The sequence below is a fragment of the Synechococcus sp. PROS-U-1 genome (assembly GCF_014279755.1).
In the GTDB taxonomy this organism is placed as follows: Bacteria; Cyanobacteriota; Cyanobacteriia; order PCC-6307; family Cyanobiaceae; genus Parasynechococcus.
Genome location: NZ_CP047951.1, coordinates 169,787 through 190,356 on the forward strand (window position 1 = coordinate 169,787; position 20,570 = coordinate 190,356).

The following is a 20,570-nucleotide window of genomic DNA, read 5'->3' on the forward strand; positions in this document are numbered from 1 at the left end:
CTGGAAAGATGTTGGACGTTGCCCTGTTTTTGTAGTGGGGTGTGTAGATCTATAGACCCCACTACAAGAATGGGGACAGCTCCAACGCGATCACCTCAAAGCGGTAGGTACGGACGCCATCAACCTGGAGCCTCTGCCTCTGGGTGGTGAACCCCGCCACCTTGAGCAGCGCCTTGGCGAACGTTGCGGGGACGTCGTCGTCTGGTCCAGGAATGGTGACGCGGCCACCGAGGATGTCTCGCAGTTCCCGTGCCTCGTGCTTATTCAGGCTCTGCACCTCTGCTGCCATCGCGCGGAACTCAGCGCTATCGACAGTGAATGACCTTGCAGCGATCAGGTCATGCACCCTGACGCGCAGCATCCACACATAGGCATGGCTGGGGTCTACCGCTGCCAGGTCCACCCAAATGCCGTTCTTGGTCTCCCTACTGGCCTCTGAGTTGGCCTGGTCAATGGTCTTCTGACCAGTCATGACCTCATGGATCAGCTGGGTCCGGCGGCTCAGTTCAGCCTGCTTTTTCTGTTTATCCCGCTGAGCCTTCGGGATAACAACAGCGTTGTCGCTGATCAGCTCGTCAAACGGCCGGAGCGTGTAGCCCTGATCCTTGAGGCGGCATGCCAACACGTGCTCGTTATTGACGGCCTCATAGTTGACCCGAGCTTCGAGGGCGACTGAGTAGCGCACGGTTGCCGGGTCAACGCCTTTCAGGTGGTCTCGGTAGAGCTCCTGCATCTTCGGGTCGATCGCAGTGAACCTGGCACGGCTGACCTCTTCTTGTGATGTCCGCCCAGTTCCGATCTTTGCCATCGGTGCTGAGACAGGCGACAGCATGATCCGCCGATCTGCGCTTCGTGCCCTGGCGACGGCTTGCATGGCGTCTTGGGGGGCCATCGCGAATTGCTGCACACAAGCAGCGATGCCAACGGTTGAGGCCTCATACGAGATGCCAGAGACCACAGATGGGCTGTATCCGACCAAGGTGTACTGACCTGCGACCGCATTGGTGTTGGACATCAGTTCAGCGACCTCCAAGGATGAGGAGTTGTCGCTGTGGATCAGAAAGCTGCGAGAAAAAGGTGCGCTGAATTTCTTCAGTGACTCTGCTTCGCCCATCGAGAGCCAGACCTGCTGGCCTTGATCGATGGTCTGTCCGCACAGCTGCTGGAGCTTGTCGATGTTGTCAGCAGTAGCGGCGCCATAGAACAGGTCGGACTGCCGGCGAAACGTGGTGTTGATGACCTGAGGTTGAACACCAGACAGCGCCTGTAGCCATTCCAGCTCGATGTCGCCTATGCCCGCTTCAGCAGCGATGATGATGAGCTCTGGGTTTCGTATCAACCGTTCAACTGACCGGATCGCCTCACGCCTGCTGTCTCTCATCCCGTCAGTCCCGTCCAGGAGCAGATGCAGGGTTGCTTGGGTGAGCTCGTCAAGGAACAGCACAGCTGGCCTGGGGTTCTCCTCCAGGTCGTGGCTCCATCTCCACATGTCCAACTCGCCGCTGTCCTTCTTGATCGATTCGCAGCAGCAGAACAGACCGTCCCTGCGCTCTCCACGTTCACGCTCAAACGTGCCTCTGGATGAGCTGAGGTCCCTGACACCGAACTCAGCAGCGCCTTTGTGGACCAGCGAGGCACGGTGATACAGACCCAGCACGATGACCTTGTGGCCCAGGGCCTGCTCCATCAGGTCAATGGCACCGACTGAGGCCTTGGTCTTGCCAGTACCCGTGGGGCCCTCCAGGGCGATAATTCGCCCCTGCATCCGCGCCTTGACCAGGTCCTCCGGCTCGAACTCGCGATCGATCGTGGTCGTCCGCCAGTTGCCCTTCAGTCGGGAGTAATGGCCCTTTTGACCCTCGTTCAGGTTGAAGCTGTCGGTTTGATCGGCTGAGCGGTCAAACGTGCCGGCGACCAGTGCCTTGCCCTTCGCCGCGAAGTAGTCGTCCGTCTTGGCCTTGCCTGGATCTGTCCAGGTGAACCAGTTGGCATCAGCTCCAGCTCGATTCAGCTGCCCTGCTACTCGCTGCGCAGCGCGCTCAGAGTTGCTGCCGTTGTCAAACCTGACAATCATCCGACGGCCACCCTTCGCGAGCTTCTGCAGGGGCACACGGAGGCGATCTGATCGGGTCTTTTGCCCTGCTGAGTTGATGCCGTTAATGCCGACGGCGAGCTGACCATGGGAGGTCGCAGACAACGCCTTAAGGGCTGATTCCTCGACCCAGATGGGGACCGCCGGGTTACTGAAGATGAACTGCCATGCCATCTCCGGGGTGTACTCCTCCCGAGTGCAGATGAACCCGTGATGATCCAGCAGATGCAAGGCGTACTCCCACGTCAACGGCGGGAGGTAGACCTTCACCTGGGTGCCGGTGCAGTCGAAGCGAACTTCACCCTTCTCTCGGGTGCGGATGCTGGGGTGCTTGCGTTGGCCTGCAAAGTGCAGTCCGGTCAGAAGCACGCCTTTGTTGGTCATCCCGACGCTGTAGATGTTCCAGTTCTCGGGCGGAGTTTCTCGGAACCTGTAGTCCGTCTTGCGAGTGATGGAGCGCTCTTCCCAGGCGACCTCGTTAGGGCGCAGGTTGAGATTTTCTTTGACCTCCTTGATCTGCTCCTGTGCCTTGCGATTTAACGCCTCACGCCAGCCTTCATCAGCGCCAAGCGTGATCGCTCCGCGGATGTAATCGTCAAGATTAATCAGATGGTCGACAACTAACTCGGCTCTGAGTTGCTCAGTTGTGTGGGGCCTGAGGCCCTGAAAGTTCTTGCGCATTGGGTTTGTGTGTGAGGAAGGTCCGGACCGACCACCTCGCACACACAGGGCCAATGAACCCAAACGAGGTGGCTATCCGGCTCAGGGAGCTACTCCTGAGGTTGTTTAAGTTCGCCACAGAAGTGGCAAGAGAGCAGTTGTTGTTCTCGTTGCAAGTGTTCCGAAGCGGTGGCAACTACCTCGAAATGCCAACCCTTCAAGTTACCTGGGCTTGTTCAGGTTCGTTCGGAATGTCGATAACAACCGGAAGCCTGGAGTAGTTACCTCTCTCTCTTGGCTTCCTTTAGAACCGATCTTGATTCCTTTTACAAGGGCCAACCCAATAGATCCTCAGGATGGATGGAGAGAAGGCGTAGAGCCTTCATCGAGAAGCAGTGGGAGGCGACTGGAGGACGTCCACTTCGCTGGGAATGCTGCCCGCTAGATCACTCTGAGCAGCTACAAAATCACCACCAATCCGAACGGTTTGGCTCTTCCGGATGAAGCTCGATGACGCTGCTTGAAGCCCGTTGGAAGCCTGTTGGAAAGCGCACAAGTCGATGAACTCCTTCCCACAACTCCCTGGTGAGCCCGCAGATGCCTTCGAGCAGCTCCTGCTGCATCGAGACTTTGGCCCCAGTCGTCAGTTCAGTCAGACAGCGGATGTTGTGGGCTGCTCTGAATCAACCCTGCGCCGACGAGCAGAACAGTGGCGCTGGAACGAGCGTCTGGCTGACTACGACTCCGGGATGCTTCAGCAGGCATCAGAGGCACGAACGAAGGAGGACCTTGAGCGCTGCAAATACCAGCTTGAGACGTTCCGACAAGAGCAGCTCGCACGAGCTCGCACCGTTGGAGATCGAGCTGAAGAGCTACTGGCGATGGTCGAGCGCAGCGTCAGGCATCACCTGGAAGCTGGCACCGTTCTCCAAGGGCGTGAGCTTCCTTCCGTAATGGCCGCGGCCTGCAAGGCCTTGGAGGGTGCCATGAACATCGAGGCGACGGCTCTTGGGGTCGCAGGGCTGCTTGAAGATTTTTCGAACTAACGAAGACTTTTGACGGAAAGATGGAGTGAACACAGCATGAGAGCTTCTTGAAGCTGGTCCCCGTCAGCGTCATCTGGCTCCAGAAAACCTCCGGCGTTCAGCTCTAAGGTCTTCCATGCGATGGATTGATGAGGCTGGCCTCGATGCGGCCTTTTGTGCAGCATGTAGAAACCGTCCAAGCGCGCACCCGCTTCAACGACTTTGGAGGAAAAAGCGTTTATCATTGCCACGTTTTTGATCACGAGGATCTCGGCATGATGGGAAATATTTTGATTGAAGCCTGAACACTGCGATACTCGTACGACTGATCAAGCCCCGCCACAAGGCTCCCAGCTCTTCAACATCGTTTTGATCTCAGTCTCCAGCACCTTCAATTCATCCAGGCGCTCATGAATCTCGCTTAATTTTTCGCGCATCGTGGTCTTGAGATCACTGCAAGTACAGATTCCAGATCGCTGTGCCTGAATTACTTTTTTCACCAAATCAAGAGGCAAGTCCATGGCCCGCAGACGAAGGATTAGACTAAGATCGTCAAAAACAGACTCATCAAACAATCGATATCTGGAATCGGTACGTGATACTGGCAGCAATAAACCTTCATCACAATAAAAACGAATCGTTTTCACCGAAATGTTGCTTCTTGCAGAGACAACTCCAATCTTGAGTAGATCGCCAGGCGCTTTAGGCACGAAGGGTTGACTCTCCACTTACTGGAGACTCCACAATAGCGACGTGATTGTTCTTTCCATGCGTCGTATCGCTTTTGCTCTGGCCGCCATCTCGGCACTGCCCCCTCAAGTCGCATTGGCCCAAATGGACCATGGGATGCATCACCCAGCACCCGAGGAGGTCAAGCAAGAGTCGCCCACCCAATCCGGTTCCCATGAGCACCACGCCCATGGCATGGGACCAGCAGGCAGCACCTACGACCTGCGCTTTATCGATGGCATGGTCGAGCATCACACCGGGGCGTTGCGGATGAGTGAGTACGTCTTCAATATCGGCGCCCCTGGGGTGGGAGCCCTTGCGAACAGCATCTGGGACGAACAGGCCCGTGAGATCAAGGCGATGCGCCAATGGCGCAAGGCCTGGTACCCCGATGCGCCCGTGTATCCCGTGGCATTGCGCCCAAACGGCGACCCCAACTCCATGGCCGATCTAGTGCGGATGAGTCCTGCGGTGATTGCCGCCATGCGCATGTCGGCAACAAAACCAACGCGAGAGAACAGAGTGCAGTGGTTTTTAGAGGGCATGATTGAGCACCACGGCGGCGCCCTTCAGATGGCCCATGAGGCCCGCAAAAACTCCACCAACCCAACCATCCTTCGTCTTGCGCGCGAGATCATCGTTGCCCAGCGCAAAGAAATCATCGAACTCCGCAAGATGCTGAAAAGCAAAGGCATGAATAAGCCTGACTACTACAAATTTGATGGCCTTTTCGCGCTGTGAAAGCAATCACCTTTAATGCCTTCACCCCAAGGATGATGGGCTGTATCTCCATCTCATTCGCCCTCATCGCTGCTTTCGTTGTCCATCCGATGGCCAGCCATGCTCACGGCAAAGGCATCTACCCATCCAAAGCTGACGCGCAACAACGTGCCAGTGTGATTGGTTGCAATACGGTGCATCAGAACAACGGAAAGTGGATGCCCTGCGCAGATGAGCGTGAACTCCACCGCCAACTTCGCAAGCTATGAACCAACGTCCGCTTTCACGGCGAGCACGCAAGATTCACCGTTGGCTGGTTCCAATCGCCGCTGTTCCGTTGCTGATCACCGCAGGCACGGGATCTCTCTACAGCTTGCTCTTGGAGCAAGACATTGATGCCTTCTGGCTGCTCAAGATCCACACCGGGAATTTCGGTGTTCTGAATCTTCAGCCCGTCTACCCAATGCTCTTGGGTGGGCTCACCGTCATCGTCACAGTTTCGGGTGCAGCGATGCTGTTAAAACCATCGCGATGACCCCCGTTCCCCGAAGCGGTCTCCCTGAAACCGCTTAGTAACGCGCGAAGACGGAGGTTGTTCCGTCATGGGCAATTGCAAGCACCTCGAAACGTTCAGCCTCGACACCAGCCACCTCCATCCCAGGAGAACCCATTGGCATCCCTGGAACAGCAAGACCACGGATATTGGGCCGTTCCTTCAACAGCCTCTGGATCGCAGAAGCAGGCACATGCTCTTCGATCACATATCCCTCCACAACCGCGGTATGATACGAAGCCTGTTGAGGGCTGACACCACGCGCCTTTTTCACAACATCCATGTCCTCAGTGACATGGTCATCAATGCGAAATCCCGCTGAAGCGATGTGGGATCCCCATGACGTACAGCAACCGCAACTCGCCGATCGATACACCGTTATCTGTGGCCCGGTCGCACCACTAGTGACGGGCATCTCACCATCCCCTTTCGCATCACCATGCGCCTCAACCGGTTGACTCGCTGAAAGCAGAGAGACGACCACGAAGGCTCCGACCAAGCTCTGTCGCAAGGCAGTTGAACACAGGTGCGCAAAACGCGAAGCCTTCATGGATTCCTTTAGGAGACAAATGAGATCAAGCTCCGCATTATCGCGAGTTGAGCTTTGTCCAGACCAGTTCCAGGCTCTTGCTGGCATCGATGCGCAGACAGCACGAATCGTGCTGGAGAACTCGGTAGCTCTGAAGGTGGATAACTCGGGGCTTTATTGAGTTCAGCGTCGGCCTTCATGGCATGCGCTGACTACCCATCGATAAAGTTCGCTGTTACAGGTTCAACCGACGTAGACTTGTGGAACAACCGACTGGATTCCCGTTGTCTTTGCCTGATCGTCCTCTGAGTCCGAGTCGTTGGCTGGCCTACTACCGGGTCAGTACAGATCGCCAGGGAAACTCCGGCCTGGGCCTCGAAGCGCAGCGGGCCAAGGTTGAAGTAATGGCTTCCGAGCGGGGGGCTGTGATTGCGGCTGAATTCGTGGAGGTTGAGAGCGGTCGGAAGAACGATCGTCCTCAGTTGGCCGCGGCTCTGGCTCAGGCTCGCGCGGAGAAGGCTGTCATTGCTGTTGCCAAGATCGATCGTCTGGCTCGTGATGCTGGCTTCGTCTTGAAGCTCGCCAACGAGGCAGAAAAGAACGGGATGGGTGGCTTCATCTTCTGCGACTTGCCAGACATTGATGCCACCACCAGTGCTGGTCGGATGGTTCTCACGATGATGGCCAGCGTTGCTGAGTTCGAGGCACGTCGGATCAGCGAGCGAACTAAAGAAGCGTTGGCCGCGGCCAAGGCCCGAGGCGTGTGTCTTGGGGGGTACCGGGAAGGTGCTGCTCAGAAGGCGTCGGAGCGCAAGCAGAAGGCCATTGCTGAGGCGGAGGGACTGCGCGGGGTTCTTGAGCCAATGGTTCGTGCAGGCTTGAGCTACAGGGCCATGGCTGATGCGCTTGCAGGGGTTGGCAAGCTCAGCAGCACGGGAAAGCCACTGGCTCCGGCGCAGATCGGTCGGATCCTGCAGCGCTTGGGTTTGTCGGGAAAGCTGCTGGGCAGTGACCAGGCTTGGGTCGCTGCCTGATGGGTCAACGACGCAGCGCTGAGCATCGCGACTTCAGTCCTCTAGCGGCTGAGCTCAGTCACTCCCTGCTGGCCTGGTGGGAAGTCCACGGCCGGAAGGATCCTGCGCTGAAGCCGTGGATGTTCACCAAGGACGGAAGGTGGCCCGAGCCCCATGAACATCTCAATGTCCTGGAGTGCTGGATTGCCGAGGTGATGCTGCAGCAGACCCAGTTGGCGGTGGTGCTTCCTTTCTGGACTCGTTGGATGACGGCATTTCCCACGTTGGAGGTGCTGGCGGCGGCTTCCTTGGATGACGTGCGGCTGCAATGGCAGGGCCTCGGCTATTACTCGCGGGTCCGCCGGTTGCATGAGGCGGCGCAGATTCTGGTGGGCGGGCCGTGGCCCCGCAGCTTGGAGGAGTGGATGGCGTTGCCGGGCATCGGCCGCACCACTGCTGGCAGCATCCTCTCCAGTGCCTTCAATGCGCCGTTGCCGATCCTGGATGGCAACGTCAAACGGGTGCTGGCGCGATTGACGGCTCATCCGCGCCCGCCGGCCCGCGATGAGGGGTTGTTTTGGAGCTGGAGCGAGGCCTTGCTTGATCCGGATCGGCCACGGGATACAAACCAAGCCTTGATGGATCTGGGGGCCACGCTTTGCACCCCCCGCCAGCCGTCATGCAACCTCTGCCCCTGGCTCTGGCGGTGTGCTGCCTACGCTTCCGGCGATCCCTGCCGCTGGCCCGTGACCGATGCCCCCAAGCCCCTGCCCTTCAAGGTGATCGGTGTGGGTGTCGTCCTCAACACGGCAGGGGAGGTGTTGATTGATCAGCGGCTGGAGGAAGGTTTGCTGGGGGGCATGTGGGAGTTCCCCGGTGGCAAACAAGAAGAGGGCGAAACGATCGAAACTTGCATCGCCCGCGAGCTGAAGGAGGAACTCGGCATTGCGGTGACGGTCGGCGATGAATTGATCACGGTTGATCACGCCTACAGCCACAAGAAGCTGCGCTTCGTGGTGCACCTCTGCGACTGGGTGTCGGGGGAGCCGCAGCCTCTGGCCAGTCAGCAGGTGCGTTGGGTGCGACCGGATGATCTGAACAATTTCGCCTTTCCAGCTGCCAACGCCAAGATCATTGCGGCGTTGCTTGGCAGGTTGAGCAGCTCTGCCCACTCTTAGGGAAGGTCTTGATGCGGTCGGATGGCACCTGATCCTGTTGTCGTCTGTCTTGGAGAAGCGCTGATTGATCGGCTTGGTCCGCCCGGCGGTGATCCGGCTGTGGATGTGCCGGTAGACGATCGTCTCGGTGGCGCTCCAGCGAATGTCGCCTGTGGTCTGGCGCGCCTGGGAACCAGGGTGGCCTTTGTTGGCCGGCTGGGCCGGGACGCGATTGGTGATGCCTTTACGGATCTGTTCTTGGAGCGCGGTGTGAACCTGTCGCTGCTTCAACGGGATGACCAGCGCCCCAGCCGCATCGTGTTGGTGCGGCGTTCGATGGACGGCGAACGCGAATTTCAGGGATTCGCCGGTGACCAAGGGCTCGGCTTTGCCGATCAGGCCCTGGCTCCGGTTCGCTTACCGCAAGCGGATTGGTTGCTGGTCGGCACCCTCCCTTTGGCGGCATCGGTGTCAGGTGCCGCTTTGCTATCTGCGGTCGAGCAGGCTCAGCAGCAGGGGTTGGCCCTTGCGCTGGATGTGAATTGGCGTCCCACGTTCTGGGATCCTTCGGCGGATCCTGCTGCTGGTCCGTCCAAGCAGGCCCTTGAGGCCATGCAGCCCCTGCTGCTGCAGGCCGCTTTGCTCAAGCTTGCTCGGGAGGAAGCCCTTGGCTTGTTCGGCACTGCTGATCCAACAGCCATTCAACGGATGTTGCCCCAGTCCCCTGATGTGGTGGTGACCGATGGGGCAGCACCAGTGCGTTGGCACATCGGAACGGAGCATGGCGTTCAACCTGCTTTGAAGCCACCCACGGTCGTCGACACCACCGGGGCCGGTGATGCTTTTACCGCTGGCTTGCTGCACCGCTGGTCGGCTCCTCCGATGGAGAGGCTCCGCTTCGCTGCCGCCTGTGGTGCCCTGGTCTGTGGCGGCGCTGGAGGGATTGACCCTCAGCCGGGCGAGGCGCAGGCGGAACGGCTGATGCGGATTGCGGATTAGATCACGGAGCAGAAATCTTTCCCGCCCAGGTTGGATGAACTGTCGAATGTCGCCAGCAATCCACCTTGGTCCTCACCGCCCCAGCCTTTGTTTGCACCATTGCCGTTGAAATACAGCTCACCGGTGCTTTTTATGTAGACCAGCTGAGCATTTTTTTTGCTGGCCTGCATCAGCTTCTGTTTGCCGACACGCTTGCTTTTGATGGTTGTCACTGACAGCTCATCGCCAGCGGAGAGGCCTGGGAGAACTCCCTTGCTGAACGTCAAAGTCGAGCCTTTGGATGCATTAAATCCTGTGATGTGGTCAGCATTCTCTGCTGTGAAGGGCTTGAAAGTTTCAAAGTGGCGGCTCGCTTTGCCGCTGTTGGTGAGATCGGAGATCAGGGCGTCTCCCCCCAGGCTGGCTGTCGTCAGAGAGTATTTCGATGGTGCTTGTTTCCCGTCGATATCGGCGTGATGAAAAACATTGACCAGATAGTCGCCACTGTCAATCAGGGCAATGATGTCTTCCTTCTGGCTGCCTAGATTTTCCGATGCTTTGAAGGAAACGTATGTTCCGTTGCCGTCATTCTTGTATAGCTTCAGGTTGAGGTCGTCGGTAAAGTCTGAGATCTGGCAGTAGAAAAGTGTGGGTTTTTGGGTGTTGATGCTGAACAGATAACGCTGTGAACTCCCTGACGCGATGCGTTCCCTCTGAATCGTGGTGTTGCCGATTCGCTTGGGCGAAAGGCTGATGGACTTGAGTTCCAAGGGTTATTGGCCAGTTTCGGATGATTTTTGCAGCTTTTCCTGCGCAGAGCAGGTTTTTGGTGGCGTGAGCCGCGCGAGTCGGCCCTCGTCTTGGTGGAGCAGGTCCAAGCGCCAGGCTTCCGGGAGGTCGAGCCCTAGACGTTCCGGCCACTCCACCGCCATCAGCGCTCCGGTTGCGCGGGCTTCCTCCTCCTCCTGAAGAAACAGTTCATCAGCGGCTCCAGGGTGCTCCAGGCGGTAGAGATCGAGGTGCACCAGTTGCGGTGTCCCCTGGGGGTAGTGCTGTGCCAGGGCAAAGGTGGGACTGGTGATCGGCTCGGAGATGGCCAGACCCTCGGCCAGACCCTGCACAAGCGATGTTTTGCCGGCCCCGAGGGGGCCGCTCAGCAGCAGAATTGCGCCGCTGGGAAGCTCGCGTGCAAGTGATCGACCCAGCGCCCTTGTTGTCTCAAGGGTCTCAAGGGCCCAGACATGCCCTGTAGAGTCCGGGCTAAGCGAGCCCGAAGCCTCGGCGTCTCTGCAGAGATTCAACTCCACGTTTGCTTTAGGGAGCATTAAAACCATGGTGGCAGCGCCCACGTCCCCAGCTGAGCTGAAGCTCGGCGTCGATTGCGTCATTGCCGACATCAACCAGGCCGATTTCGGCCGCAAAGAACTCGACATCGCCGAGACCGAGATGCCTGGTCTGATGGCACTTCGGCAGAAGTACGGCAGCGAGAAGCCCCTCAAGGGCGCCCGTATCGCCGGCTCCTTGCACATGACGATTCAGACCGCGGTTCTGATCGAGACTCTGGTGGAGCTCGGGGCTGAGGTGCGCTGGGCTTCCTGCAACATCTTCTCCACCCAGGATCACGCCGCTGCGGCCATTGCTGCCAGTGGAATCCCTGTTTTTGCCGTCAAGGGCGAGACCCTTGAGGAATATTGGGACTACACCCACCGCATCCTCGAGTGGGGTGACGGCGGTTCTCCCAACATGATCCTCGACGACGGTGGCGATGCAACCGGTCTGGTGATGCTGGGCAGCAAGGCCGAGCAGGACATCACGGTTCTCGACAATCCTGGTAACGAAGAGGAGACCTTCCTGTTCGCCTCCATCAAAAAGAAGCTGGCTCAGGATCCCAGCTTCTATTCCCGCACCAAGGCTCAGATCCAGGGCGTGACCGAGGAGACCACCACCGGTGTGGCGCGTCTTTACAAGATGCAGAAGAGCGGTGAGCTTCCGTTCCCGGCCATCAACGTCAACGACTCGGTCACCAAGAGCAAGTTCGACAATCTCTACGGCTGCCGTGAGTCATTGGTGGACAGCATCAAGCGCGCCACCGACGTGATGGTGGCTGGCAAGCAGGCCCTGGTGGTCGGCTACGGCGATGTGGGCAAAGGGTCAGCTCAGTCCCTGCGTGGCCTTGGCGCCACCGTCTGCATTGCGGAAGTGGATCCGATCTGCGCTCTGCAGGCCGCCATGGAGGGCTACCGCGTTGTCCGTCTGGAGGACGTGGTCGAGGAGATGGACATCTTCGTGACCGCCACCGGCAACTACCAGGTGATCCGTAACGAGCACCTGGTGAAGATGAAGGATGAGGCCATCGTCTGCAACATCGGCCACTTCGATAACGAGATCGATGTCGCGTCCCTGAAGGAGTACGCCTGGGAGAACATCAAGCCGCAGGTCGACCACATCACCCTGCCCAGCGGCAACAAGATCATCCTGCTGGCTGAAGGCCGCCTGGTGAACCTGGGCTGCGCCACCGGCCACCCCAGCTTCGTGATGAGCAACTCCTTCACCAATCAGGTGTTGGCTCAGATCGAGTTGTTCACCAAGGGCGATGAATACGGCAAAGAGGTGTATGTGCTGCCCAAGCATCTCGATGAGATGGTGGCTCGCCTTCACCTTGGTCGCATCGGTGCCAAGCTCACCGAGCTCAGCAAGGATCAGGCCGACTACATCAATGTGCCTGTGGAAGGCCCGTACAAGCCCGACCACTACCGCTACTGATCACGATCCAGCGGATCGTCCTTGGTTTGTCATGGCCCCATGGAAGACTTGCGCCATCCAGCGCAGTCTCCATGGGGCTTTCTGATCTGATCACACAACTGCCGGATTTGATCGGCCAGGCGGTGGAGGCAAATCAGTGGTTGGGTTACACCGCGATTTTCGCGGCGATGTTTCTCGAGAACCTGTTTCCGCCGATCCCATCCGAGCTGATCATGCCCCTCGGGGGCTTTTATGTGCAGCAGGGTCAGTTGGATCTGGTGCCGGTGGTGCTGGCCGGTTTGCTGGGCACGGTGCTCGGTGCCCTGCCCTGGTACGGGATCGGACGGTTGATCAACGAGGAACGCATCGAAGCTTGGTTGCAACGGCACGGTCGTTGGATTGGCATCAGTGCCGATGAGTTGGCCCGCAGCCGTCGGTGGTTTAGCCGCTACGGCACAGCCCTGGTGTTCTGGGGGCGCCTGGTGCCCGGAATTCGCACTTTGATTTCGGTTCCAGCGGGCATCGAAATGATGCCGATGGCGCCCTTTCTGCTCTGGACCACGGCAGGCAGCCTGATCTGGACGGCACTGCTCACCGTGGCCGGGATGGTGATGGGAGAGGGTTACAGCAACGTTGAGTTGTGGATTGACCCTGTCTCCAAGGCGGTGAAGGTGTTGCTGGTGGTGGCCGTTCTGGCGGGTGCGATCTGGCTGGGACTGCGCATCTGGCGCCGGCGTCAGTCGTCCGACTGAACACCGGCGCTGGGGCCTCCCTCAGGCCTGGGGCTCAGAAGGGAATGTCTTCATCGGATGCCTGGCCGCCAAAGCTGCCGGTGGCCTCCTGGTTGTCACGCTTGGATCCCAGCAGTTCGAGCCGATCAACCCGGACCACAGGCTTGCTGCGCTCTTCACCGCTGGCACGGTCGGTCCAGCGATCCAGCTTGAAGCTGCCGATGATGCCGAGCAGGGACCCCTTCTTCACGTAGTCCGCGGCGACCTGGGCCTGCTTTCCCCAGATCTCAAGGTTGAACCAGTCGGGTTCGTCATCGCGGCTGCGACGGTTCACCGCCATGGTGAGGTTGGCAACCATGCTGCCGGACTCGAAGTAACGCACTTCGGGGTCGCGGCCGGCACGGCCGACGAGGGTGACGGAATTAACGCCCATAGATGAATCATCTCCTGAATTGGGGTTCATGATGCGCCACTGATTGGGTGGCTGCTTTTAAGGAGTTCCACCCAGACCGCCGGGTGTAACAGGCAACTGTGGTGAACGCCCCTATGATCCGGCGATCTTGACTGCGGTGTCTGTGTTCTTTCGTCGTTTCCAGCTGTCGCGTGACATCGGCATCGACCTGGGCACTGCCAACACCCTGATTTATGTGTCCGGCCGCGGCATCGTGCTGCAAGAACCCTCGGTGGTAGCTCTTGATCTCGAGCGTGGCGCCACCCTGGCCGTGGGTGATGAGGCCAAATTGATGCTAGGGCGCACCCCCGGAAACATCCGGGCCGTTCGTCCCCTGCGCGACGGTGTGATTGCGGATTTCGACGCTGCCGAGCAGATGCTCAAAACCTTCATCACCAAAGGCAATGAGGGCCGCGGCATCATGGCTCCCCGTCTTGTGGTCGGCATTCCCAGTGGCGTCACCGGCGTTGAGCGTCGTGCCGTGCGGGAGGCGGGCATGGCCGGTGCCCGCGAGGTGCACTTAATTGACGAGCCGGTGGCGGCGGCCATCGGTGCAGGCCTTCCGGTCACCGAGCCCGTCGGCACGATGATTGTTGATATCGGTGGCGGCACCACCGAGGTGGCGGTGTTGAGCCTTGGTGGAACCGTGCTGAGTGAATCCGTGCGTGTTGCTGGCGATGAGATCAGTGATGCCATCGGCGTCTACCTTAAGAAAGTGCACAACATGGTGGTGGGCGAGCGCACCGCCGAGGACATCAAGATCCGCATCGGCTCCGCCTTCCCAGACAACGAATTCGATCAGCAGTCCATGGATGTGCGGGGTTTGCATCTGCTCTCTGGTCTGCCCCGCACCATCAACCTCAAGGCCGGTGATCTGCGTGAAGCGATTGCAGAGCCTCTCAATGTGATCGTTGAAGCGGTGAAGCGCACGTTGGAGCGCACCCCTCCCGAGTTGGCGGCCGACATTGTGGATCGCGGCATCATGTTGGCCGGCGGCGGCGCACTGGTGCGGGGCATCAGCGACTTGATCAGCCACGAGACCGGCATTTTTGTCCATATCGCCGAAGACCCGCTGCTCTGTGTGGTGAACGGTTGCGGCCAGGTGCTGGAGGATTGGAAACGTCTGCAGCGGGTGGTCGACACCCCGGAATTCGTCCGCTCCGCCGCAGGCGCCTGAAGCCATGGCCCCAACGCTCCGTCCCGGCAAGAGTCGCTGGCGTGGATTGGGGCAGCTCACCCCTTGGCTGCTGCTGGTTGCGGGGTTGTTGCTGGTGCGTTTGAGCAAAGGTGCCGGTTTCAGTGATGCTTACGCCTTGCTCAGCCGTCCTTTCTGGCCCGGTTCGGCCCAGCGTGAATGGGTCACGGCTGCAACGGATCTGGAGGAGCGCTCCCGTCTGCAGCTTTTGGAAGAGGACAACCGCCGGCTGCGCGGACTGCTGGAACTGCAGCAACAGGGAGCAGCGAAGGGAAAAATTCCCGCATCTGTGATCTCCCGTTCGCCGCGCGGCTGGTGGCAGCAATTGGAGCTGGGCAAGGGCTCGCTGCAGGGTCTGGACCAGGGCAACGCTGTTCTCGGTCCTGGTGGCTTGGTGGGGCGTATCGCCAGCGTCACCCCCGCAACGGCGCGGGTGAAGTTGCTCACCGCACCCGGCCATGAGATCGGCGTCTGGCTGCCCCGCAGCCGCCGCCATGGGCTCCTGGTGGGCCGCGGCAGCAGTCGCCTGTCGCTCCGCTTCATCGACAAGGACCCGGATGTGCGGCCGGGGGATCTGGTGGCCACGTCGCCGGCCAGCACCCTCCTGCCCCCGAATGTGCCGGTGGGGGTGATCCAGTCGGTGGATGAACAGGCTGTCCCCGCACCCACTGCAGTGGTTCAGTTGATCGCAGCACCGGAAGCGATCGACTGGGTGCAGGTGCAGATCCGTTGAGATGAGTTGTTGAGATGAGTCGTCTGCACCGTCAACCGATCTGCGTGGCTTCGGCTCTGGTGGTGCCGTTGCTTGCTTTGGCGTCTCCGGCCTGGTTGTCCATTGATGGGGTTGGTCCGGCCTGGGCTGTGCTCTGGTTGCTGCCTTGGGCTCTGGTGGACGGTCCTGTGTCGGGGGCGTTGGCTGGAGTGGCTCTGGGGCTGGTGCTGGATGGTCTCAACTTTGGCGGTTTGAGTCAGGTGCCGGCGTTGCTGCTGTTGGGCTGGTGGTGGGGCCGTCTGGGGCGGCGTGCGGCACCGATTCAACGAAGCCTGAATCTGGGGTTGTTGGCCTGGCTTGGTTCGGTGGGTCTTGGTTTGTCGTTGATCCTGCAGCTCTGGCTGCGTCAAGGTGGAGTCTTGGACCCCCTCACCCAGAGCTGGGGTTTGCAGACCTTGTGGTGTCAGGCCTTGGTGACAGGTTTACTGGCTCCAGTGTTGGTGTCGTTGCAGTTGCTGCTCTGGCGCAGGAGGGTTCCCTCATGAAGCTGACGCGTCGGGATGTGCTGCTGGGGGCAGCGGCCCTGGGGCTAGCGGCCTGTGGTCGAAGCAAGCCGCAGTCCAGGGAATTGGAGTTGTGGACCCTGCAGTTGGCCCCCAAGTTCAACCCCTACTTCGCTGATGTTCTCGGGGAATGGACGGGTCTTCATCCCGACGCGCCCGTGCGTTGGACCGATCTGCCTTGGGGGTCGGTGGAACGCAAGTTGCTGGCGGCGGTGTTTGCGCGCACGGCCCCGGATGTGGTGAACCTCAATCCGCCCTTCGCTGCCAATCTGGCCAGCAAGGGTGGGCTGGCTGACTTGACCCCGCTTCTGCCGGCTGCTGCCTCTAACCGCTATCTGCCGTCGGTCTGGGAGGCCTGTCGCGATCCCGATGCCGGTCAGATCGCGGTGCCCTGGTACCTCACGGTGCGCTTGAGTCTGGTGAACCGTGCGCTGTTGGATCAAGCCGGGATTGCAGCACCGCCGACCCGCTGGGATCAGGTGCCGGCTTTCGCACGGCGCATCCGAGAGCGTACGGGCCGTTATGGCCTGTTCCTTACCACCGTTCCGGATGACTCTGCCGAGCTCTTGGAAACCTTGGTGCAGATGGGGGTGACTCTGTTGGATTCCCAACGCCGGGCCGCTTTCGATAGCCCAGCGGGTCGCCGGGCCTTTCGCTTTTGGAGTGATCTCTATCAGGAGGGGTTGTTGCCCCGGGAGGTGGTGAGTCAGGGGCAACGGCGGGCGATCGAGTTGTTTCAGAGCGGCGATCTGGCTCTTTCGGCCACGGGGGCGGAATTTCTGCGCAGCATCCAGACCAACGCTCCACGGGTTGCCTCGGTGACGGAGCCCCATCCCCCGGTGACCGGGTCTGATGGCACGGCCAATGTGGCCTTGATGACCTTGGCTGTGCCGCGTCAGAGCCAGCGCGCCCAGGACGCGGTGGATTTGGCTCTGTTTCTCACCAATGCAGACCATCAGGCGCGCTTTGCGGCCGAGGCTCGGGTGTTGCCGTCGTCGCTGGAGGCCTTGGTCCGGGTGCGTGAGGAGTTGGAGCAGGAGGTGCCCGGTTCAGCGGCGGAGCGTCAGATTCGACAGGCTCGTTTGTTGTCCGCCAGCACGCTGGATCGAGCCCGGGTGTTGGTGCCGGCGTTGCCAGGCATCAAGCGCCTGCAGAAGATCCTCTACACCCAGATGCAGAGGGCGATGTTGGCCCAGGTCTGCCCTGATCAGGCGCTAACAGATGCCGCGTCGGAATGGAACAGTTACGCCCGTTCACGCTGGCCAGAGACCGGTTCCAATTCTTAAGACAATCGGTAAACCAGCTGCGCGCCAGGGTGTTTGCTTCGATCTTCATCCCCTGACAGGTATGGTTGCGGCTCGTTAAGGGTTTGATTCGGATGACGGGCAACCTGCCCTCACAACCGAAAGCGACCATTCTTGTCGTTGATGACGAGGCGGCTGTACGGCGCGTTCTGGTGATGCGCCTCCAGTTGTCGGGTTACCGCGTCATTTGCGCTGAGGATGGTGAGCAAGCCCTGGAGATGTTCCACAACGAGTCCCCTGACTTGGTGGTGCTCGATGTGATGCTGCCCAAGCTGGATGGCTTTGCAGTGTGCCGCCGCCTGCGGGCTGAATCGTGTGTGCCGATCATCTTCCTTTCTGCCGTTGAAGCGATCTCCGAGAGGGTTGCTGGCCTGGACTTGGGTGCTGATGATTACTTGCCCAAACCCTTCAGTCCCAAGGAACTCGAAGCTCGTATTTCAACAATTTTGCGCCGGGTGGGCCGGGGCAATGCAGTCGTCGAAAGCCGCGAATTGCCGACGGGGCAGGGTGTGCTGAGGCTTGGTGATCTTGTTGTTGACACCAACCGACGCCAGGTCACCCGAGGTTCGGAGCGCATCAATCTCACCTATACGGAATTCAGCCTGTTGGAATTGCTGTTCCGTGATCCAGGTCATGTGGTTCCTCGGGCGGAGATCCTCGAGCAACTTTGGGGCTATCCCCCACGTCGGGCTGCTGACCTTCGCGTGGTGGATGTTTATGTGGCGCGGTTGCGCGGCAAGCTTGAGCCCGATCCCCGCAATCCCGAGCTCATACTCACAGTTCGCGGCATCGGTTATGCCTCCCAACGCATGGGTGAAGCTTCTGCTGCGGGTTGATCAACCCGCGGGCGGGCAGGATGGCGCCCGACTGATCTGCTGCTGTGTCTGAGCTGCGCGACACCCGTCTGGAGAAGGCGAAGACATTGGAAGAGCTGGGGCAGGGTCCCTATGCCCTCACCTTCAGCCCCAGCCACCGCATGGCTGAGCTGCAGGAAACCCACGCCGATCTGCCCAAGGGCGAAGAACGGGAGGTCAGCGTCTCTGTGGCGGGACGGGTGATGACGCGCCGGGTGATGGGAAAGCTGGCCTTTTTCACCTTGGCCGATGAGACGGGATCCATTCAGCTGTTCTTGGAGAAGGCGGGTTTGGAGGCGCAGCAGGAGGGCTGGTTCAAACAGATCACCTCTTTGGTGGACAGTGGCGACTGGCTGGGGGTGAGCGGCACCCTGCGTCGCACCGACCGCGGCGAGCTGTCGGTGAAGGTGAGCGATTGGCGCATGCTGACCAAGGCGCTGCAGCCTCTCCCGGACAAGTGGCATGGTCTGGCCGATGTGGAGAAGCGCTACCGCCAGCGCTATCTCGATTTGGTGGTGTCTCCCGACAGCCGGGAGACCTTCCGGCGTCGGGCCCGCCTGGTGAGTGGCATCCGTCGCTGGCTTGATCAGCGGGATTTTCTCGAGATCGAGACCCCTGTGCTGCAGAGCGAACCCGGTGGTGCTGACGCCCGGCCCTTCGAGACCCATCACAACGCACTCGATCTTCCCCTAACCCTGCGGATTGCGACGGAGTTGCACCTCAAGCGCTTGGTGGTGGGCGGCTTTGAGCGGGTGTACGAGCTCGGCCGGATCTTCCGCAATGAGGGGGTCAGCACCCGCCACAACCCCGAATTCACGTCGGTGGAGATCTATCAGGCCTACAGCGATTACATCGGGATGATGGAGCTCACCGAACAGATGGTGAGCACGGTGTGTCAGGAGGTCTGCGGCACGACCACCATCACGTATCAGGGCAGCGAGATCGATCTGGCACCGCCGTGGCGGCGCGCCACTATGCACGACCTCGTGCAGGAGGCGACGGGGCTTGATTTCAACGGCTTCAGCAGTCGGGAGCAGGCGGCCGCGGCGATGACGGCTAAGGGCTTGCATGCGCCTGAACTGGCCGATTCGGTGGGCCGTCTGCTCAATGAGGCCTTCGAGCAAGCGGTGGAGACGACCCTGATGCAGCCCACCTTTGTTACCGATTACCCGGTGGAGATTTCGCCCCTGGCCCGGCCCCATCGCAGCAAGCCCGGACTGGTGGAACGCTTCGAGTTGTTCATCGTCGGCCGCGAGCATGCCAATGCCTTCAGTGAACTCACTGATCCTGTGGATCAACGTCAGCGACTGGAGGCCCAGCAGGAGCGCAAGGCCGCCGGCGACCTGGAAGCTCAGGGTTTGGACGAGGATTTCGTCATGGCCCTGGAGGTGGGCATGCCTCCTACAGGAGGTTTGGGCATCGGCATCGATCGCCTGGTGATGCTTCTCACCGACAGCCCTTCAATCCGCGATGTGATCGCGTTCCCCCTCCTGAAACCGGAGGCTCGCAAGCAGGACACACCCTCAGTGGAATAATGAAGGCAGTGGCATGGTCCAATCCTCATGAGTGGAGAACGCGTCGGGTTTCGCTTCAAGCACGCTGATGCAGTGGTCAAGCGGAATCCCCAGGGCCGTTCCCGCCGGGGATGGGTGATGGAGCCGGTGGAGCAGACCACCAGTCGCGGCACCAAGATGCCCGCCTATCGCATCCGCTGGCGCGACAGTGAGCGCCCTGAAATCGTGCTGCAGCACATGTTGATTGCTGATCCTGACCCCACGCCTCCGCCCGAGGGTGTCAGCCTTGAGCCCCCCGCTCCCAAGGCTTGAGTTAAGTCAGGCCAGCGTCGCGGCGCAACTGTTGCAACTCTTGCTCCGCTTCAAACAACGCCCAGTCCTTCTCCAACGTTGAAGGGCTGGGCGTTTGCTCTTGCTGGCGAAGCTCCTCCAGCTGCAGCTCCACCTCGTTGAAGCGGCGTCCCAGGTCTTCGAGATCCGCCCAGAGGGCTCGCCCCTGGTTCATCAGGCTGGTGAGGTGTTGTTCGGCCCGCTCGGCCAGATCGTCTGCACCTGCTGCCCTGGCGCGGTTCACCCGGCTGCGCCAAGCCCGCACATCTTCGGCTAGCCGCAGCAGTTGCTGGCGTTGCTGCTTTGCTTCGCTTTGCAGTTGCTGGCGTTGCCGTTGCAGAGCACTGGCCCGGTCCTTCAGGTGCTGCTCGCTGAACAGGTTCTCCTGGACGGGGTTGTTGCGCAGGAAGGCAGAGAGTCTTGCGTCCAGCTCCCGCTCAAGCTGCTCCAGCCAGCTGCTCATGGCTCACCCGGGGTGGTGATCACCGGTTTTTCAATCTCCTTTTCCAGGGGCTCGATTGCAGCTGTTTTGGAGTTGAGAATCATTTGGGTGAGTTGAGCCGCTTTGACCTCACCCACTTCACCCTCCAGTTCCCCCAGGCGATCAAAGGCCGCCATGTACACCGCTTCTAGGTCCTGGATCAGCTGCTGGCGCTGCCGCTTGATCGCTTGACGCCGTTCGTCTGTTTTCATGCCGCCATGAGCTTCTGAGCTCTGT

25 protein-coding genes are annotated in these 20,570 nt (G+C 60.0%); 17 read left to right on the top strand and 8 right to left on the bottom strand.

Going from position 1 to position 20,570, the window contains the following annotated elements:
* Positions 1-61: 61 nt before the first annotated feature.
* Positions 62-2,773: a DUF3854 domain-containing protein gene (locus tag SynPROSU1_RS00790; RefSeq protein WP_006853922.1), complete on the bottom strand. Its 2,712-nt coding sequence runs from the start codon at positions 2,771-2,773 to the stop codon at positions 62-64.
* Positions 2,774-3,312: 539 nt separating this feature from the next.
* On the opposite strand from SynPROSU1_RS00790, the gene SynPROSU1_RS00795 reads away from it, so the two are divergent.
* On the top strand, positions 3,313-3,798 hold the full coding sequence (locus tag SynPROSU1_RS00795; RefSeq protein ID WP_006853920.1) for a hypothetical protein: 486 nt from the start codon (positions 3,313-3,315) through the stop codon (positions 3,796-3,798).
* Positions 3,799-3,926: 128 nt separating this feature from the next.
* Positions 3,927-4,082, top strand: coding sequence for a multicopper oxidase domain-containing protein (locus SynPROSU1_RS00800; RefSeq protein WP_006853919.1), 156 nt, complete (start codon positions 3,927-3,929; stop codon positions 4,080-4,082).
* Positions 4,083-4,106: 24 nt separating this feature from the next.
* Here SynPROSU1_RS00800 and SynPROSU1_RS00805 read toward each other — a convergent pair whose 3' ends face one another.
* Positions 4,107-4,505, bottom strand: coding sequence for a MerR family transcriptional regulator (locus tag SynPROSU1_RS00805; protein ID WP_186473045.1), 399 nt, complete (start codon positions 4,503-4,505; stop codon positions 4,107-4,109).
* 40 nt (positions 4,506-4,545) lie between these two features.
* On the opposite strand from SynPROSU1_RS00805, the gene SynPROSU1_RS00810 reads away from it, so the two are divergent.
* From SynPROSU1_RS00810 to SynPROSU1_RS00820, 3 genes are read left to right on the top strand one after another with little or no spacing between them, the layout of a single operon-like run.
* Positions 4,546-5,247, top strand: a complete 702-nt coding sequence (locus SynPROSU1_RS00810; RefSeq protein ID WP_186571125.1) for a DUF305 domain-containing protein — start codon at positions 4,546-4,548, stop codon at positions 5,245-5,247.
* Positions 5,244-5,495, top strand: a complete 252-nt coding sequence (locus tag SynPROSU1_RS00815) for a DUF3721 domain-containing protein (RefSeq protein ID WP_370586234.1) — start codon at positions 5,244-5,246, stop codon at positions 5,493-5,495. The genes SynPROSU1_RS00810 and SynPROSU1_RS00815 overlap by 4 nt, the downstream gene beginning before the upstream one ends.
* Positions 5,492-5,761 carry a hypothetical protein gene (locus SynPROSU1_RS00820; protein WP_186571126.1) on the top strand — a complete coding sequence of 90 codons (270 nt, stop codon included), beginning with the start codon at positions 5,492-5,494 and terminating at the stop codon, positions 5,759-5,761. The genes SynPROSU1_RS00815 and SynPROSU1_RS00820 overlap by 4 nt, the downstream gene beginning before the upstream one ends.
* 34 nt (positions 5,762-5,795) lie before the next feature.
* On the opposite strand, the gene SynPROSU1_RS00825 is transcribed toward SynPROSU1_RS00820, so the two are convergent.
* Positions 5,796-6,278, bottom strand: coding sequence for a DUF411 domain-containing protein (locus SynPROSU1_RS00825; RefSeq protein WP_255444724.1), 483 nt, complete (start codon positions 6,276-6,278; stop codon positions 5,796-5,798).
* Between the two features lie 320 nt (positions 6,279-6,598).
* On the opposite strand from SynPROSU1_RS00825, the gene SynPROSU1_RS00830 reads away from it, so the two are divergent.
* The 3 genes from SynPROSU1_RS00830 to SynPROSU1_RS00840 are packed head-to-tail and all read left to right on the top strand — an operon-like array spanning position 6,599 to position 9,477.
* Positions 6,599-7,342 carry a recombinase family protein gene (locus tag SynPROSU1_RS00830; protein WP_226424812.1) on the top strand — a complete coding sequence of 248 codons (744 nt, stop codon included), beginning with the start codon at positions 6,599-6,601 and terminating at the stop codon, positions 7,340-7,342.
* Positions 7,342-8,499 (top strand): 8-oxo-dGTP diphosphatase MutT, encoded by a 1,158-nt coding sequence (mutT, locus tag SynPROSU1_RS00835; protein ID WP_186571128.1) that lies wholly within the window; start codon positions 7,342-7,344, stop codon positions 8,497-8,499. Before SynPROSU1_RS00830 ends, mutT begins: the two co-directional genes overlap by 1 nt.
* 21 nt (positions 8,500-8,520) lie before the next feature.
* Positions 8,521-9,477 carry a carbohydrate kinase gene (locus SynPROSU1_RS00840; protein WP_186571129.1) on the top strand — a complete coding sequence of 319 codons (957 nt, stop codon included), beginning with the start codon at positions 8,521-8,523 and terminating at the stop codon, positions 9,475-9,477.
* Here SynPROSU1_RS00840 and SynPROSU1_RS00845 read toward each other — a convergent pair.
* Positions 9,474-10,226: a hypothetical protein gene (locus SynPROSU1_RS00845; protein ID WP_186571130.1), complete on the bottom strand. Its 753-nt coding sequence runs from the start codon at positions 10,224-10,226 to the stop codon at positions 9,474-9,476. The genes SynPROSU1_RS00840 and SynPROSU1_RS00845 overlap by 4 nt on opposite strands.
* Before the next feature lie 3 nt (positions 10,227-10,229).
* Positions 10,230-10,781 (bottom strand): tRNA (adenosine(37)-N6)-threonylcarbamoyltransferase complex ATPase subunit type 1 TsaE, encoded by a 552-nt coding sequence (gene tsaE / locus SynPROSU1_RS00850; RefSeq protein ID WP_255444919.1) that lies wholly within the window; start codon positions 10,779-10,781, stop codon positions 10,230-10,232.
* Positions 10,782-10,788: 7 nt separating this feature from the next.
* Here tsaE and ahcY point away from each other — a divergent pair, with 7 nt between their 5' ends.
* Together ahcY and SynPROSU1_RS00860 are read left to right on the top strand one after the other, a co-directional pair.
* Entirely contained in the window at positions 10,789-12,219 is a 1,431-nt protein-coding gene (ahcY, locus tag SynPROSU1_RS00855; RefSeq protein ID WP_186571132.1) for an adenosylhomocysteinase, read from the top strand.
* Positions 12,220-12,290: 71 nt separating this feature from the next.
* A complete protein-coding gene (locus tag SynPROSU1_RS00860) occupies positions 12,291-12,950 on the top strand; it encodes a DedA family protein (protein ID WP_186571133.1) in 660 nt (219 codons plus the stop codon).
* Positions 12,951-12,984: 34 nt separating this feature from the next.
* On the opposite strand, the gene SynPROSU1_RS00865 is transcribed toward SynPROSU1_RS00860, so the two are convergent.
* Positions 12,985-13,362 (bottom strand): single-stranded DNA-binding protein, encoded by a 378-nt coding sequence (locus SynPROSU1_RS00865; protein ID WP_038551740.1) that lies wholly within the window; start codon positions 13,360-13,362, stop codon positions 12,985-12,987.
* Between the two features lie 142 nt (positions 13,363-13,504).
* Between SynPROSU1_RS00865 and SynPROSU1_RS00870 the strand changes: the two genes are divergently transcribed.
* The 7 genes from SynPROSU1_RS00870 to SynPROSU1_RS00900 all read left to right on the top strand — a co-directional run bounded on the left by SynPROSU1_RS00870 (position 13,505) and on the right by SynPROSU1_RS00900 (position 19,834).
* Complete coding sequence (locus tag SynPROSU1_RS00870) at positions 13,505-14,557, top strand: rod shape-determining protein (protein ID WP_186572164.1); 1,053 nt, start codon at positions 13,505-13,507, stop codon at positions 14,555-14,557.
* A gap of 4 nt (positions 14,558-14,561) precedes the next feature.
* Complete coding sequence (gene mreC, locus SynPROSU1_RS00875) at positions 14,562-15,308, top strand: rod shape-determining protein MreC (protein ID WP_186571134.1); 747 nt, start codon at positions 14,562-14,564, stop codon at positions 15,306-15,308.
* Positions 15,309-15,322: 14 nt separating this feature from the next.
* Complete coding sequence (locus tag SynPROSU1_RS00880; RefSeq protein WP_186571135.1) at positions 15,323-15,832, top strand: rod shape-determining protein MreD; 510 nt, start codon at positions 15,323-15,325, stop codon at positions 15,830-15,832.
* Positions 15,829-17,136: a sugar ABC transporter substrate-binding protein gene (locus SynPROSU1_RS00885; RefSeq protein WP_186571136.1), complete on the top strand. Its 1,308-nt coding sequence runs from the start codon at positions 15,829-15,831 to the stop codon at positions 17,134-17,136. Before SynPROSU1_RS00880 ends, SynPROSU1_RS00885 begins: the two co-directional genes overlap by 4 nt.
* Positions 17,137-17,228: 92 nt before the next feature.
* Positions 17,229-17,990 (top strand): response regulator transcription factor RpaB, encoded by a 762-nt coding sequence (gene rpaB, locus SynPROSU1_RS00890; RefSeq protein WP_186572165.1) that lies wholly within the window; start codon positions 17,229-17,231, stop codon positions 17,988-17,990.
* A 44-nt stretch (positions 17,991-18,034) separates the two neighbouring features.
* Positions 18,035-19,543 (top strand): lysine--tRNA ligase, encoded by a 1,509-nt coding sequence (gene lysS / locus SynPROSU1_RS00895; protein ID WP_186571137.1) that lies wholly within the window; start codon positions 18,035-18,037, stop codon positions 19,541-19,543.
* Positions 19,544-19,570: 27 nt separating this feature from the next.
* Positions 19,571-19,834 (top strand): hypothetical protein, encoded by a 264-nt coding sequence (locus SynPROSU1_RS00900; RefSeq protein ID WP_006851112.1) that lies wholly within the window; start codon positions 19,571-19,573, stop codon positions 19,832-19,834.
* 1 nt (position 19,835) lies between these two features.
* Here SynPROSU1_RS00900 and SynPROSU1_RS00905 read toward each other — a convergent pair whose 3' ends face one another.
* Together SynPROSU1_RS00905 and SynPROSU1_RS00910 are read right to left on the bottom strand one after the other, a co-directional pair.
* Positions 19,836-20,315 (bottom strand): hercynine metabolism protein, encoded by a 480-nt coding sequence (locus SynPROSU1_RS00905; RefSeq protein WP_186571138.1) that lies wholly within the window; start codon positions 20,313-20,315, stop codon positions 19,836-19,838.
* Positions 20,312-20,545, bottom strand: coding sequence for a hercynine metabolism small protein (locus SynPROSU1_RS00910; RefSeq protein ID WP_186571139.1), 234 nt, complete (start codon positions 20,543-20,545; stop codon positions 20,312-20,314). The genes SynPROSU1_RS00905 and SynPROSU1_RS00910 overlap by 4 nt, the downstream gene beginning before the upstream one ends.
* Positions 20,546-20,570 lie beyond the last annotated feature (25 nt).

What these genes read in the sequence shown, in the direction of transcription:
- SynPROSU1_RS00885 (WP_186571136.1), top strand. Translation starts at nt 15,829, where the DNA reads ATGAAGCTGACGCGTCGGGATGTGCTGCTGGGGGCAGCGGCCCTGGGG.
- SynPROSU1_RS00795 (WP_006853920.1), top strand. Translation starts at nt 3,313, where the DNA reads ATGAACTCCTTCCCACAACTCCCTGGTGAGCCCGCAGATGCCTTCGAG.
- SynPROSU1_RS00800 (WP_006853919.1), top strand. Translation starts at nt 3,927, where the DNA reads ATGAGGCTGGCCTCGATGCGGCCTTTTGTGCAGCATGTAGAAACCGTC.
- SynPROSU1_RS00900 (WP_006851112.1), top strand. Translation starts at nt 19,571, where the DNA reads ATGAGTGGAGAACGCGTCGGGTTTCGCTTCAAGCACGCTGATGCAGTG.
- mreC (WP_186571134.1), top strand. Translation starts at nt 14,562, where the DNA reads ATGGCCCCAACGCTCCGTCCCGGCAAGAGTCGCTGGCGTGGATTGGGG.
- SynPROSU1_RS00865 (WP_038551740.1), bottom strand. Translation starts at nt 13,362, where the DNA reads ATGGGCGTTAATTCCGTCACCCTCGTCGGCCGTGCCGGCCGCGACCCC.
- SynPROSU1_RS00790 (WP_006853922.1), bottom strand. Translation starts at nt 2,773, where the DNA reads ATGCGCAAGAACTTTCAGGGCCTCAGGCCCCACACAACTGAGCAACTC.
- tsaE (WP_255444919.1), bottom strand. Translation starts at nt 10,781, where the DNA reads ATGCTCCCTAAAGCAAACGTGGAGTTGAATCTCTGCAGAGACGCCGAG.
- ahcY (WP_186571132.1), top strand. Translation starts at nt 10,789, where the DNA reads ATGGTGGCAGCGCCCACGTCCCCAGCTGAGCTGAAGCTCGGCGTCGAT.
- SynPROSU1_RS00905 (WP_186571138.1), bottom strand. Translation starts at nt 20,315, where the DNA reads ATGAGCAGCTGGCTGGAGCAGCTTGAGCGGGAGCTGGACGCAAGACTC.
- SynPROSU1_RS00820 (WP_186571126.1), top strand. Translation starts at nt 5,492, where the DNA reads ATGAACCAACGTCCGCTTTCACGGCGAGCACGCAAGATTCACCGTTGG.
- mutT (WP_186571128.1), top strand. Translation starts at nt 7,342, where the DNA reads ATGGGTCAACGACGCAGCGCTGAGCATCGCGACTTCAGTCCTCTAGCG.
- SynPROSU1_RS00810 (WP_186571125.1), top strand. Translation starts at nt 4,546, where the DNA reads ATGCGTCGTATCGCTTTTGCTCTGGCCGCCATCTCGGCACTGCCCCCT.
- SynPROSU1_RS00910 (WP_186571139.1), bottom strand. Translation starts at nt 20,545, where the DNA reads ATGAAAACAGACGAACGGCGTCAAGCGATCAAGCGGCAGCGCCAGCAG.
- SynPROSU1_RS00880 (WP_186571135.1), top strand. Translation starts at nt 15,323, where the DNA reads ATGAGTCGTCTGCACCGTCAACCGATCTGCGTGGCTTCGGCTCTGGTG.
- SynPROSU1_RS00840 (WP_186571129.1), top strand. Translation starts at nt 8,521, where the DNA reads ATGGCACCTGATCCTGTTGTCGTCTGTCTTGGAGAAGCGCTGATTGAT.
- SynPROSU1_RS00860 (WP_186571133.1), top strand. Translation starts at nt 12,291, where the DNA reads ATGGGGCTTTCTGATCTGATCACACAACTGCCGGATTTGATCGGCCAG.
- rpaB (WP_186572165.1), top strand. Translation starts at nt 17,229, where the DNA reads ATGACGGGCAACCTGCCCTCACAACCGAAAGCGACCATTCTTGTCGTT.